Here is a 13,189-nt window from a genome sequence, read left to right on the forward strand (position 1 = left end):
GAGCGGTCAGAGCGCGCAGAAGGCGTTGTTCATGCCGGTGCCGGTGTCGTTCAGCCCTGGGTGTTGAGCGTCAGGTGGTACTCGTCGTTGGCCTCGATCACCTGCTTGCTGCCGTCGTCGTTGCTGAGCCACTGGCTGAAGTAGCCGAGCACGGCGCCGTTGTGGAACCAGACCGTCTGCCCGCAGGGCAGCTTCTGCTGCATGATGCCCAGGCCGTAGCCGACGTTGGGGATCCCGGTGGGCACGGTGGTCTTGAGCTCGGCCTCCTGCGCGGGCGGCAGCAGTTTGCCGCCGATCAGTGCCCGGGTGAAGGTGGCCAGGTCGTCCAGGGTCGACACCATCGCTCCGGCGGTGCCGAAGGCCTGGACGTTGGAGACCGTGACGTCCCGGAGCACCAGACTGGTCCAGTACTCGTAGCCTCGCAGGTAGTTGCCGTGCAGGGTCGGGTCCAAGGTGGGGAAGCTGGTGTTCGTCAGGCCGAGCGGCGTGATGATCCGGTTCTGGACCTCGGTGGCCGCGTCGTTGCCGGTGACGGCCTGGATCACCATGCCGGCCAGCACGAAGTTGGTGTTGGAGTAGGCCCACGTCTGACCGGGCGCCGAGGTGGGCTGCTGCTGCGCAAGCGCCATGTCGACCAGGGTCTGCGGCGCCCACACGCGGTTGGGCTCCAGGTTGGAGCCGTAGGAGGCGGTGAACACCAGGTTGTGCTCGTAGTCCGGCAGGCCGGAGGTGTGGTTGAGCAGTTCCCGGATGGTGATCGTGGTGCCGGTGTAGCCGTTGGCGTTGACCGCGTTCGGCAGCCACTTCGCCACGGTGTCGTCCAGCGAGAGCTTGCCCTCCGCCTCCAGCTGGAGCAGCACGGTGGCGATGAAGGCCTTGGTGTTGCTGCCGATCCGGAACTGCGCCTTGGGGTCGGCTGGTGCGTTGGTGGACCGGTCGCCGGTGCCGTCCGAGATGTACTGGGTGCTGTCCCCGGAGCGGACCAGGCCGACGATGCCCGGGTACCCGTCGGCTATCCCCTTCTGGGCGCCGGCCTGCAACGCGCTCGCCGCACTCGGCACATCGGCACTGGCCGGCCCGGCACCGGCCAGCACGGCGAGCGTCAGCACCGCGCCGACGGCGGTCAGGCGTGCGGACTTGATGGACTTCATGGAACCCTCCTCGTCGCTGGTGATCGGTTGACGTCGCGTCAGTGAGCCCTGGCGTCAGCCGACCCCGATTCGCCTCCGAGCCTCGGTCAACGGCCGCTTGACGTACAGGCCAGATCGGGGGCCATATATGGCCGGTCGTCACCGTGTCCTGCCTGCGGCCCGCTGACCTGCGCTCAACCATCAGGCGGGGCGCTCAGGCCGCCGGCTCGCACCGCTACGGCCGGTCGGCGGGCGCCGTGCCGGCCAGTGAGCGGCTGGCGAGATGGTGCTGCAGCCGGATGTGCCGGAACTGGTAGACCGCGCCGGTCTGGCGCAGCACCCCGCGCTGGTAGGCGTCGTCCAGGAAGGCCACGGTGTCCCAGGGCAGGTGGCCGGTCAGCGGCAGCCAGATCCGGGACAACAGCACCCACTGCCCCCAGGCGGTGAAGCCCAGCACGTAGGAGACCCCGCCGCCCAACCCGCCGACCGCACCGATGAACAGCCCGTCTCGCAGCCCCCAGTTCAGCGGCCCGAAGGTGCCCTGAAAGACCGACATCACCAGCCGGCCCCCGACGCCGATGGCCAGGGTGAGCATCGGCACCAGCACCAGGAGCTGCCGGCTCACCGTCGCGCGGTTGGCGGCCAGCAAGCTGGTCGGGGTGGCCGCGGAGGTGATGTCGACCGGCGCCTCCAGCGCTGCCGTCATCCCGAAGACCAGCCCGCCGGCGAAGCCGAAGATCAGACCGAAGAGCAGCATGTTGATCAGCGCGGCGTCGATCACGCCGGGTCTGCTGAGCGGCACGCCGAAGTAGAGCGTCCGTTCCAGGGTCACGGCGCAGGAGTAGCCGATGCCCAGGACGAAGCCGCCGAGCAGTCCGTCCACAAAGCGGAACATGGCCGTCCGGATCGGGCGGTCGATGATGCCGCGCGTCAGGGGCAGCCTCAGCCGCACCCGGCTCGGTTCGAACACCGCGCCGCCGCGGTACACGATGGTCACCGCGTACACACCGCCGAAGACCACGCCGACGACCGGTCCGATCAGGCTGCCAGCCAGGAAGAAGTCGCCGATCCCGATCCCGCCGCCGCTCGCGAACGGGCTGAGCACCACATCGGCGAGCGTGATGCACAGCGTGGTGGCCAGCACGACGGCGAGGATCCGGCTGGAGTACCGCAGCGAGTCGCCCAGTTGCCACCAGGCCAGGTCCTGCCGGTCGCGGTCGAAGCGCACCAGGTGGTGGGCCAGGTAGCCGAGCCAGCGCTGGGCGCTCTCCGGGTCCCAGCCCCGGCTGCGGCGCCCCGAACCGTCCGGGTTCGGCCGACGGGTCCGGCGCCGGTAGACGGCCGGCACGAAACCCGCCAGCAGGTGCTCCTCCAGGGACGTCGTGGTCGGAAACCGCGTCGCGCGCAGCAGTTCCGCCGGGTCCCGGTCGGGATCGTCGCTGTACATGGTGCGGGCCAGGTTGACCATCAGCGGGGTGGTCAGCACCTCGGCGAGCCGCGCGCTCGCCGGGGACCGGTCGGCGCGCAGCTCGTCGATGACGGCCTGCCACCTCGTGTCCGCCGCCGGGCCGCCGTCGCCGTCGGCAACCGTCCGGTCCGTGCGGGGCAGGTAGTCCGCCAGGTCGTCGACCGTGAGGTCGGCCAGCTCGATGCCGGCCGCCCACACCAGCGGTGCGCGGGCTGCCCGGACGGCCTCGGCGAACTCGCCCCGGCGGCTGGTGAGGACCAGCGGGTGCTGGGTCTCGTTCAGCGCCTCCAGGGCTTCCTGGCGAAGGCCGGCGGCCATCTCGTCGAACCCGTCGAGGACCGGGAGGATGAGGTCGGCGTCGACCAGCGCGGCGGCCAGTGTCGACCCGCCCGGGCTCCTGCGGCCCAGATGCGGGTGGTCGCGCAGCAGTCGGTCGACCAGCCAGTCGCGCAGCTCGATGGCGGTCGGGTCCCAGGCGCCCAGGCTGAGGACGATCGGCACCCGGCCGGGCGCGGGGGCCTGGTCGAGGTAGTCGAGGACGAACCTGATGGTGAGGATCGACTTTCCGGAGCCGGCCCGGCCGAGCACCACCAGACGGGCCGAGTCGATCTGCCGGTAGGCCTCGGTCACCCGGTGGAGGTCACCGCTCAGCTCCCGCCCCCGCGCCACCGCGCCCGGACCGAGGCGCTGGATGTTCTCCTCACGGTCCGTCAGCGGTGCGGGCGCGGGGTGCCAGCGGACCGGCAGCGGGAACGGGTCGTGGACCCGGCGCTGCGCCTCCTCCCGCTGCCAGCGCCGCCTGATCTCCCTCGCCAACTCCTGCACGGCGTCGGCAAGCCCCTCGGGCACGGGCGGCGGCGTGGGCCACGGGGGTGGGGGCGGCGGCTCCTCTGGCTCCTCGGGCGGCGCGCTGGGCCCGGAACGCGGCGTGCTGGGCTCCGAATTCGGCGCGCTGGGCCCTGAATGCGGAGGATCGGGCTCCGGAGAGCCCGTGAGCGTGGCGATCAGCCGCCGGCGCTGCTCCTGGGTGACCTTGAGCGCATCCGCCAACCGGTTCACCGTCGCCAGCCGGTGGTCGCCCGCCTTGCCGCTCTCCAACCGGCGGATGGTGCGCACGCCCAGCTGGGACTCCTCCGCCAGCTGATCCTGCGTGAGCCCCGCCTGCTTGCGGAACTCGCGTAGCAGCGCGCCGAGCTGATCGGCCAACTGGGCTCCCCCTCCTCGCCTCGGCAAGCGCCGGTGAGCCTACCCTGACGGCCGGTCATATATGGCCTCCTCCATGGCCTGTACCCCGACCTGCACAAAAACCCACGATTGACGGTGTGGCGACCGGAAGCGGAGGGAGTGGGTTCGGATGGCACGCACCGGACCAGGCGCAGTGGGACCGGCGGCCGTGGGGCCGCCCTCGCAGACCGTTCCCAGCGCGGTCGACCAGCTGGCCCGAGCACACCGCCTCGGCGAACTCACCGACGTGCGGCGCGGGGTCTCACCGCTGCGCGTGGTCGCCGTGGGCTGGGGCAGCGCGGTCGTCGCCCTGCTGCTGACCGTGCTGATGGGCCACGAGGCGGCCGGTACCACGGCGTTCACCCCCGCCGGCTCGGCGCTGCACGCCCTGAGCATCGCCTTCCTGTTCATCTTCGCCGCCGGAACGGCCTACGGGCTGCGCGGCCTGCTGGCCGGATCCCGGGCGCTCTACCTGTACGACGGCGGGCTCGTGCACGCCGACCGGTCCGGCGCCCGAGCCGTCCCCTGGTCCGAGATCGCCGGCCTCAGGGGCATCCACCAGCAGCCGGCCGGCCAGGGCGCCACCGGCCGCCTGCTCGGCTACCGGCTGCTGACCCGCTCCGGCACCTCGTTCGTCATCCCCCGGATCCCGGCGGACGGCCACGACCCGTTCACCGACCGGATCGTCGACGCCGCGCGCCGGCACCACCGCCCGATCATCTGACCGAGCCACCCGAACCAGGCGTGATCACGGCCGGGGCCAAGGGCCCGCCGCGGCCCGTCAGACCGCCATCGCCAGCATCAGCGGCGCCGCCCGCTCGGCCAGCAACTCGGCGGCGGCGCGCAGCCGGTGCGCGCTGCTGACCGGCAGCGACATCGCCAGGCAGCCCACCGTGCTGCCGGCCGTGACCGGCACGGCGGCGCAGACCGTGCCGAGCGCGTACTCCTGGAGGTCGAGCATCGGGGTGCCGCCCGACTGGCGCTCCAGGCGGTGCAGCAGCTGCTCGCTGTCCGTGATGGTGCGTGAGGTGAGGCGGGCGATCGGGTGCCGGGACAGGTGGTCCAGGCGGCCGTCGTGGTCGAGCTGGCTGAGCAGGCACTTGCCGATCGCACTGGCGTGCGCGGTGGCCTTGAAGTCCACCCACTCGTGCACGGCGGGCGCGTGCTCGCCCTCGGCCACTGCTTCGACCCGCAGTTCGCCGTCGTGGTACCGGCTGAAGTAGACGGCGGCGCCGAGCTCGTCACGCAGTTCGGTGAGCTTGTGCTGGAGGCGGATCCGGACCAGCTGCTCGCGGTTGCTCTGGCCGAGCATGGCGAAGGTGCCGCCGAGCAGCCAGGCGCCGTCCACCGACTGCAGATAGCCCTCCGCGCTGAGCAGGTTGACCAGCTCGCGCACGGCGGGCTCGCTCATCGCCGTCTCGCGTGCCAGGTCGCGCAGGGTGGCGCCGTAGGGGTGTCGGTCGACGGCCTCCAGCAGCCGCAGGGCACCGCGAACCGCGCCCTGTGGTCCCGCCGCCCCCTGGTCCAGCGCGATCTGACCACTCTGGCCGTTTACCGGCATGGTCCGCTCCTTCCGCCGCACTCGACAGCCCCGTCGGCTACCGTCGGCTGCAACCGGCGGGGGCCAACCTCCAGCCTATCTTCCGACGGGCTGTCAGGTTCGTCGGACGGGACGAATTCCCGCAGGTGACGGGTATTGGCCGAATGGCATATGCCAGTCGGGCAAGGGGTCTGGCACCCTTGACAGGTAGGCCGGTGCCCGCTCCCGGCTGCCACCACCAGGGTGCGGGAGCCCCTGGAAGTCGGTCCGGCGAACGAGAATGCACCCGTGGGGATACTGACGGAACGTCAGCCCGTGCGGAGGCGGATCCCTGCTCGGACCAGGCCATCGCAAAGCCACCGCCATTTATGCCGGTGCCTGGAATCCGCCGCGGATTTCCGGGGGCCCGGCCTATTCCATACGTCCATTCGGCCCGCCAAGCGGTGGACGGCAAAAGACGGTCAAGCGTGTCGTCTTGACCACCGGGAGCTCGCGCCGATTCACTTTCGCCTGACCGCTGAGCGGTCTATTCGTGAATCCACCGGCGGCTGTCTTGCTGCGATCGGCCGTGTCGCACCGCACCAGCGAATCGCGGGGCACAGTCATTCGTGCACGGTGAAACGCGGTTCTCCATTCGGCGCGTCGGCCGTCCCACCGAACGAAGGGGCAGTGCATGCCTGTCGAGAACTCCGCCGCGGACACACCACCCGAGGGCGTCTCGCGTCGCCGCCTGATGAGCCAGGCCGCCGCGGTCGGTGCCGCCGGACTGGCGGTCAACCTGCTCGCCGGAACCACGGCCGCCAGTGCCGCGCCGGCCGATGATCGCGCCGTGGGCGCCGGTGCGCCGCACGCGCCCGCCGACCACGACGAACCCGTGATCGTGCACGTACGCGACGTCCGGACCGGCCACCTCGACCTGTTCAGCGGCCACCGGCACCACCGCGTCCAGGACCCGGAGTTGGCCGCCGCCCTGATCCGCGCCCTGGGCTGAACCAGCCACCAGCACCGGCCGGCCCCGGCGGCAGCGCCCGTCGGGGCCGACCGGCCCGCCAACCTGCCAGAAGCCACCACCCACCACCCACCGAGCGAGGCTCCTGTGTCGTCCCACCGCGAAGCCCCCGAGATCTCCAAGGACCCGGTCGCCGACAGCACCGACGTCTACGCCTTCGTCAGCCCCGACGACTGCGACACCGTCACCCTGATCGCCAACTACATCCCGCTGCAGGGCCCGGCCGGCGGCCCGAACTTCTACGAGTTCGGCGAGGACGTCCTCTACGCGATCCACATCGACAACGACAACGACGGCCGCCCCGACATCAGCTACGAGTTCCGGTTCCGCGTCGAGGTCCGCAATCCCGACTCCTTCCTGTACAACACCGGGCCGATCGACTCGCTCGACTCCCCGAACTGGAACCGCCGCCAGACCTACAGCGTCACCCGGGTCGAGGGCGAACGCCGCCGGGTCATCGCCGAAGACCTCAGCTGCCCGCCGTGCAACATCGGACCGCTCTCCACCCCCGACTACACGACCCTGGCGAACGAGGCGGTGCACCGGCTGGCGGACGGCGCCAAGGTGTTCGCCGGGCAGCGCGCCGAAGGCTTCTACGTCGATCTCGGCTCCATCTTCGACCTGCTCACCCTGCGCCCGTTCCAGCAGCTGCACCTGATGCCGGCCTTCACCGAGCCCGCCCCCGGGGTGAACACCCCCAAGGCCCTCAACGTCCACAGCATCGCCCTGCAGGTGCCGATCACCGACCTGACCAAGGACCACCGCAAGCCCACCGGCGTCACGGACCCGCTCGCCACCATCGGGGTGTGGACCACCGCGTCCCGCCGCCGGGCCCGGATCATCGACCCCGACGGGCACAACACGGAGTCCGGTCCGTTCGTGCAGGTCTCCCGCCTCGGCAACCCCCTGGTCAACGAGGTCGTGATCCCGATGGGGAAGAAGGACCTGTGGAACTCCCAGCCGCCGGCCGACGACAAGAACTTCGCCCAGTACGTCGCAATGCCGGAGGTGGCCAAGCTGCTGCCCGTCGAGTACCCGGGCGTCTTCCCCAACCTGGCCGCCTACACCAAGCCGCGCGCCGACCTGCTGGCCATCCTGCTCACCGGCATCCCCACCGGGGTGGTGCCCGGCTTCCAGAACTTCACCGGCGACACCCAGGCCGACATGCTGCGGCTGAACGTGGCCGTGCCCCCGGCCACCAAGCCGAACATCCTGGGCCTGATCGCCGGTGACGCGGCCGGGTTCCCCAACGGCCGCCGCGTCTTCGACGACGTCGTCACCGTCGAGTTGCGCGCCATCGCCGGTGTCACCATCCCGCTGGTGGACAGCTCGTTCACCCCGGACGCGGCTGCCGGCGTGATCACCGACGGCCTGACCCCGGCCGACCTCAAGAACCCCTACCTCGACGTCTTCCCCTACCTCGGCGTCCCGTACGACGGCTACCACAACCCGTCCAACTGAGCCGCCTCCCACCAGCGAAAGCAGCACGCCATGCCGCATTCCCACCCGCACCCGCCGCTGCCCGCACCCTCGCGGGAGGGCAGCGTCGTCCTGGAGATCGGCGGCACCCTCGGCGCCCTGATCATCCACACGGGCCCGGCCGAGGACGGCCTGGAGATCGAGGTCAGCCTCGCCGAGGGCACGGCGGCCCGGACCCACGCGGCGGTCCGCCCCCGCCATCTGGCCGGCCGCACCGTCCACTGCGCGGTCATCTCCCCCCTTCCCGAGGGGGACTACCTGATCTGGCGCACCGGCGGGCTCGTCGAGGCCCGGATCGCCGTCCACGGCGGCCAGGTGAGCGAGTACCGCTGGAAGCCGGGGAACGCGCACGCGTCGGGCGGAACCGTCACCGCGCAGGCGTGAGCACCGACCGGGCGGCCCCGACCCCTGCGAAGGGGCCGGGGCCGCCCCGCGCGGGCGCCCGTACCGCCGCAGCAGGGCGCCAGCCGGGCACCCGGGCGGCATCAGCCACCCAGGTCCCGGCCCTGGGGTGGCTCACCGCAGTGCGGCGGGGAGGTCGGCGGCGCCGGTCAGTGGGCGGGCTGCGGTCAGGGCGGCGGCCTCGGTGCCGGTGAGCCCGGCCGCGACCAGCGCCGCGGTGGCCTCGGCGGCGGGCAGCGCGTTGAACCAGCGCAGCGCCAGGCTCGCCCGCCCGGCCTCGGTGAGCCGGCCGGTGAGGCGCAGCCGGGCGACGCCGCCGTCCGGGTAGACGCCGAGGCGCACATGGGTGGCGGCGCGGGCGCCGGAGAGCCGCAGCCGGTGCCGGGTGTCGGGCTGCAGCCGGGTGCGCGGCAGGATCTCGAACCAGCCCTCGGCGTCGGTGGCCGGATCGCCCCCGCCGGTGGCGTCGTACCCCAGCAGGTCGGCCCAGCCGGGGGCGTTGGCGACGAAGTGGCTGGTGTCCACCTCGACGGCCAGGACCTCACCGCCCCCGGCCAGGGCGATCCGCACCCAGTCGTTGGCCTTGTCGCGCCGACGCCGGGTCTCCCAGCCCTCGCCCATGACGGTGGCGCGGCCGGGAGCGTTGAGGTTGTGCGGGGAGGAGAAGTAGCGGTCGGAGGCGGCCTCGGCCACCCCACCATGCTCCTGGGCGGCCAGGTCGAAGGTGAGGCCGGCCAGGTCGCGCGGGTCGGGCAGCACCTCGCCGTGCACCCGCAGCCGGGCGACGCCGCCGTCCGGCCAGATGTTGAGCCGCACATGGGTGTAGCGGGTGGGGTCGGTGACCGCGAACTCGTGGGCGGTGTCGCCGCGCAGCGGGGTGCGGGGCACGAGGTCGGTCCAGGTGGCGGCCGCCACCTCCTCGGGTGACGGGTGGCCGGGGATCGAGGCGGCCTGCACCGAGCCGCTCTCCGGGTAGTTGCCGGTGAAGTGCGCGGTGTCCACGATCACGCCGTGGATCCGGCCGGCGGCGCCGAGGCGGACGATGGCCCAGTCGTGGTCCTCGTCGGTGGGGTGCGGCTGTTCGGCGCTGCGGCCGCGTCGGCGCCGGGACTCCCAGCCGTCCATGATCTGGCCTTTGAGTCCGAAGGTGTGCGGGCGGAACTCGGCGGGCTCGGCGAGCAGCAGGTGTTCGGCGTCGGCGAAGCTGTCCTCGTTGGTGGCGACCACCCCGGCGCCGAGCAGCCGGGAGGCGAGGTTGACCAGTTCGGTGAAGGTGGGTGTCTGACGCTCGGTCACAGCAGGGCTCTCCTTCAGGTCAGTTGGGGCGGCGCAGCTGCCGGCCGAACGGCTCGGCCTCGACGTCGACCGGTCGGCCGCGCAGCCAGGTGGTGCGCACGATGCCGGTGAGGGTGCGGCCCGCGTACGGGGTGACGGGGTTGCGGTGCTGCAGGCCGGCCGGGTCGACGGTGAAGGTGCCCTCCGGGTCGAAGGCCACCAGGTCGGCGTCGCAGCCCACCGCGATGCCGCCCTTGATGCCGGCGAGGCCGACCAGTTCGGCCGGTCCGGCGGCCATCCAGCGGACCACGTCGGCCAGTTGGTGCCCGCGTCGGCGGGCCTCGGTCCAGATCGCCGGCAGGCCGAGCTGCAGCGAGGCTATGCCGCCCCAGGCCTTGGCGAAGTCGCCGCTGCCGCCGTCTTCTTGACGGAGCTTCAGTTCGCTGGTGGCGGGCGAGTGGTCGGAGACGATGCCGATGAACTCCCCGTTGGCCAGGGCCGCCCAGAGCCGGTCCCGGTTGGCCTCGTCGCGGATGGGCGGGCAGCACTTGAAGGCGGTGTCGCCGTCCGGTATCTCCTCGGCGGCCATGGTCAGGTAGTGCGGGCAGGTCTCGGCGGTCACCCGCACGCCGTCGGCCCTGGCCTGGGCGAGCAGTGGCAGGACGTCGGCCGAGGAGACGTGCAGGATGTGCACCCGGGCCCCGGTTCGCCGGGCGGTGGCCAGCAACCGTGCCACGGCGGCGGATTCGGCGCCGGCGGGGCGGGAGGCCAGGAAGTCGCGGTAGTGGCTGCCGGGCAGTTGGGGTGCCGAGGCCAGCTCGTCGGGATCCTCGGCGTGGATGATCGCCAGGGCGCCGAGCCGGGCCTGCTCGGTGAGCGCCTCGCTGAGTTCGGCCGGGCCGAGGTGCCCGAACTCGTCCACCCCGGACGGTGAGAGGAAGCTCTTGAAGCCGAACGCCCCCTCCTCGTACAGGCCCTGGAGTTCGCCGGTGTTGCCGGGGACGGCGCCGCCCCAGAAGCCCAGGTCCACCCAGGTCTGCCCATGGGCCGCGCGGCGTTTTGCGGCCAGGCCGGCCACCGTGGTGGTGGGCGGTATGGAGTTGAGCGGCATGTCGATGACGGTGGTGACGCCGCCGGCGGCGGCCGCCCGGGTGGCGGTGGCGAAGCCCTCCCACTCGGTGCGGCCCGGTTCGTTGACGTGCACGTGGGTGTCGACCAGGCCGGGCAGCAGGGCGGTGTCCCCGAGGTCGGTGAGTGCGGCGCCCGTGAGCGAACCATGAGCTCCGATCCGCTCGATCCGGCCGTACCGGATCAGTACGTCGGCCGGCCGCTCGCCGTCCGGGAGGACCACGCGGCGGGAACGGATCACCGCACTCGACTGCTGCATCACGAACCTCCGAGAAGGGTTGCCGCGGTGGGATCGGCTGGGAGCCTAGGTCCGCCTTCAACAAAACGTCAATGCATCGACGCACCGGGATTCCCGCCTGCTTCAGGCCCGGGCCAGCAGCTCCCCGGCCAGCCGCTCCCCCGCACGTTCGGCCAGCTCGGCGGCCCTGGTCAGGCTGTCGCCGGGCTGTTCGGCCAGGTCGCCGAGGGCGTAGGCGGCGATGAAGCCGGCCCGGCGCCAGGCGCTCTCGGGCAGGTCGACACGGCCCGCCACCGCGGCCACCGGGACCCCCGCCCTGGTGGCCGCCGCGGCGACTCCGGCGGGCGCCTTGCCGTGCAGCGTCTGCTCGTCAAGGCAGCCCTCGCCGGTCACGACGAGCCGCGCCCCGCGCACGGCCTCGTCGAAGCCCAGCAGGTCGAGCAGCAGCTCGATGCCGGGTCGCATGGTGGCGCCGAGCAGCGCCAGGGCGGCGAAGCCGACCCCGCCGGCGGCGCCGGCGCCGGGTGCGTCGCGCACCTCGCGCCCCGTCGTCTCCCGGACCACGTCGGCCCAGCGCGTCAACCCGGCTTCCAGCAGGGCGAGTTCGACGCCCTCCGCGCCCTTCTGCGGGGCGTAGACGGCGGTGGCGCCATGCGGGCCGAGCAGCGGGTTGTCGACATCGCAGGCGACGGTGATCTCCACCCCGCTCAGGGTGTCGGCCAGTGAGCCGGGTTCCAGGCGGTGCAGCCGGCGCAGGGCCGCACCGCCTGGCGGGAGTTCGGCGCCGTCCTCGTCGTAGAGGCCGGCGCCGAGCGCCTGCACCAGACCGGCCCCGCCGTCAGTGCTGGCACTGCCGCCCAGGCCCAGCACGATCCGCCGGGCGCCGGCGCCGATGGCCCGTCCGATCAGCCGGCCGACCCCGTAGGTGCCGGCGGCCAGCGGTGCGGTGCGGCCGCCGGGCAGCCGGGCCAGGCCGGCGGCCTGGGCCAGCTCGATCACGGCGAGGTCGCCCCGGAGCGCGAAGGCGGCGTCCACCGGCAGGCCGGTGGGGCCGGACACCTTGGCGGGGATCCGGGTGAAGCCGGCTGCCAGGGCGGCGTCCAGGGTTCCCTCGCCGCCGTCCGCGACCGGGAGTTGGCGGACCTCGATGCCGGGCGCCACCCGGTCGATGCCCGCGGCCAGCCGGGCGGCGGCCTCGGCGGCGGTCAGGGTGCCCTTGAACTTGTCGGGGGCGACGACCACATGGCCCTGGACGGGGGTGACGGACATTCGGCGGCTCGCTTCCGGGTCGGACCGATGATGCGGTCCATCTTGCGACGGGCCGGGTGGGCGGCTGAGCAGGTGGTGCCCTCCTGGTGGCGCTGGCACGACCGGACAGGTACACGCCACCAGGAGGAGTCGAGGTCAGCGCGGGTCGCGCCCGGCCAGCCGCTCCACGCCGCGCAGCAGCGCCGAGTGGTCCAGCGAGCCGTCGCCGTTGGCCCGGGCCGAGGCGACCAGTTGGGCGGCGACCGCGCCGAGCGGCAGCGGCGCCCCGACGGCGCGGGCGGCGGCGGTCACGATGCCCATGTCCTTGTGGTGCAGGTCGATCCGGAAGCCGGGCGCGAACTCGCGGCCGAGCATGTTGGCCTTCTTGCGGTTGAGCACCGTGGAGCCGGCCAGGCCGCCGCCGAGCACCTCCAGCGCGGCCGCCAGGTCGACGCCCGCGTTCTCCAGGAAGACCACGGCCTCGGCCAGCACCTGGATGTTGACCGCGACGATCAGCTGGTTGGCCGCCTTGACGGTCTGCCCGGCGCCGGCCGGGCCGACATGGACGACCGTGGTGCCCAGGGCGTCGAGGAGCGGCTTGGCCTCGGCGAAGTCCTCGGCCGCACCGCCGACCATGATCGACAGCACCGCCTCGACGGCCCCTGCCTCGCCGCCGGAGACCGGGGCGTCCAGGGTGCGGATGCCCTTCGCGCCGGCCGCGGCCTCGACCTTGATGGAGGTCTGCGGGGTGATCGAGGACATGTCGATCACCAGGGTGCCGGGCTTGGCGTGCGCCAGTACGCCGCCCGCGCCGAGGATGACCTCCTCGACCTGCGGGTCGGCCGGGACCATGGTGATGACGACCTCGGCCTCCCGCACCGCCTCGGCGATGCTGCCGGCACCGTGGCCGCCCACCGCCACCAGGGCGTCGATCTGGGGCTGGGTCAGGTTGTAACCGGTGACGTGGTGGCCGGCCTTGACCAGGTTGGCGGCCATCGGGCTGCCCATGATGCCGAGGCCGATGAAGGCGATCCTGCGACTCATCGTA

At 72.7% G+C, this 13,189-nt stretch carries 11 protein-coding genes; 4 read left to right on the forward strand and 7 right to left on the reverse strand.

Features of this window, described 5'->3' with window-relative positions:
• Positions 1 to 50 precede the first annotated feature (50 nt).
• Positions 51 to 1,151, reverse strand: coding sequence for a serine hydrolase domain-containing protein (locus tag E6W39_RS07940; protein ID WP_228718022.1), 1,101 nt, complete (start codon positions 1,149 to 1,151; stop codon positions 51 to 53).
• A 214-nt stretch (positions 1,152 to 1,365) separates the two neighbouring features.
• On the reverse strand, positions 1,366 to 3,804 hold the full coding sequence (locus E6W39_RS07945; RefSeq protein ID WP_141632916.1) for an XRE family transcriptional regulator: 2,439 nt from the start codon (positions 3,802 to 3,804) through the stop codon (positions 1,366 to 1,368).
• Positions 3,805 to 3,952: 148 nt separating this feature from the next.
• Here E6W39_RS07945 and E6W39_RS07950 point away from each other — a divergent pair, with 148 nt between their 5' ends.
• Positions 3,953 to 4,546, forward strand: coding sequence for a hypothetical protein (locus E6W39_RS07950; RefSeq protein WP_141632917.1), 594 nt, complete (start codon positions 3,953 to 3,955; stop codon positions 4,544 to 4,546).
• 57 nt (positions 4,547 to 4,603) lie between these two features.
• Here the strand turns inward: E6W39_RS07950 and E6W39_RS07955 are convergent, their stop codons facing one another.
• Positions 4,604 to 5,356 (reverse strand): IclR family transcriptional regulator, encoded by a 753-nt coding sequence (locus E6W39_RS07955; RefSeq protein WP_407658600.1) that lies wholly within the window; start codon positions 5,354 to 5,356, stop codon positions 4,604 to 4,606.
• Positions 5,357 to 6,035: 679 nt separating this feature from the next.
• Between E6W39_RS07955 and E6W39_RS07960 the strand changes: the two genes are divergently transcribed.
• The 3 genes from E6W39_RS07960 (at position 6,036) to E6W39_RS07970 (ending at position 8,234) form a co-directional block, all read left to right on the forward strand.
• On the forward strand, positions 6,036 to 6,353 hold the full coding sequence (locus E6W39_RS07960; protein WP_141632919.1) for a hypothetical protein: 318 nt from the start codon (positions 6,036 to 6,038) through the stop codon (positions 6,351 to 6,353).
• 105 nt (positions 6,354 to 6,458) lie between these two features.
• The gene (locus tag E6W39_RS07965; RefSeq protein ID WP_141632920.1) at positions 6,459 to 7,832 is read left to right on the forward strand and encodes a DUF4331 domain-containing protein; all 1,374 of its coding nucleotides are present in this window, start codon (positions 6,459 to 6,461) and stop codon (positions 7,830 to 7,832) included.
• Positions 7,833 to 7,862: 30 nt separating this feature from the next.
• The gene (locus E6W39_RS07970; RefSeq protein ID WP_141632921.1) at positions 7,863 to 8,234 is read left to right on the forward strand and encodes a phospholipase; all 372 of its coding nucleotides are present in this window, start codon (positions 7,863 to 7,865) and stop codon (positions 8,232 to 8,234) included.
• A 132-nt stretch (positions 8,235 to 8,366) separates the two neighbouring features.
• Here the strand turns inward: E6W39_RS07970 and alc are convergent, their stop codons facing one another.
• The 4 genes from alc to E6W39_RS07990 all read right to left on the reverse strand — a co-directional run bounded on the left by alc (position 8,367) and on the right by E6W39_RS07990 (position 13,185).
• The gene (alc, locus tag E6W39_RS07975; protein ID WP_141632922.1) at positions 8,367 to 9,548 is read right to left on the reverse strand and encodes an allantoicase; all 1,182 of its coding nucleotides are present in this window, start codon (positions 9,546 to 9,548) and stop codon (positions 8,367 to 8,369) included.
• A 19-nt stretch (positions 9,549 to 9,567) separates the two neighbouring features.
• The gene (allB, locus tag E6W39_RS07980) at positions 9,568 to 10,914 is read right to left on the reverse strand and encodes an allantoinase AllB (RefSeq protein WP_141632923.1); all 1,347 of its coding nucleotides are present in this window, start codon (positions 10,912 to 10,914) and stop codon (positions 9,568 to 9,570) included.
• Between the two features lie 102 nt (positions 10,915 to 11,016).
• The gene (locus tag E6W39_RS07985) at positions 11,017 to 12,162 is read right to left on the reverse strand and encodes a glycerate kinase (RefSeq protein ID WP_141632924.1); all 1,146 of its coding nucleotides are present in this window, start codon (positions 12,160 to 12,162) and stop codon (positions 11,017 to 11,019) included.
• A 135-nt stretch (positions 12,163 to 12,297) separates the two neighbouring features.
• A complete protein-coding gene (locus tag E6W39_RS07990) occupies positions 12,298 to 13,185 on the reverse strand; it encodes a 2-hydroxy-3-oxopropionate reductase (protein WP_141632925.1) in 888 nt (295 codons plus the stop codon).
• Positions 13,186 to 13,189: the final 4 nt, after the last annotated feature.

Source organism: Kitasatospora acidiphila (assembly GCF_006636205.1).
Lineage (GTDB): Bacteria > Actinomycetota > Actinomycetes > Streptomycetales > Streptomycetaceae > Kitasatospora > Kitasatospora acidiphila.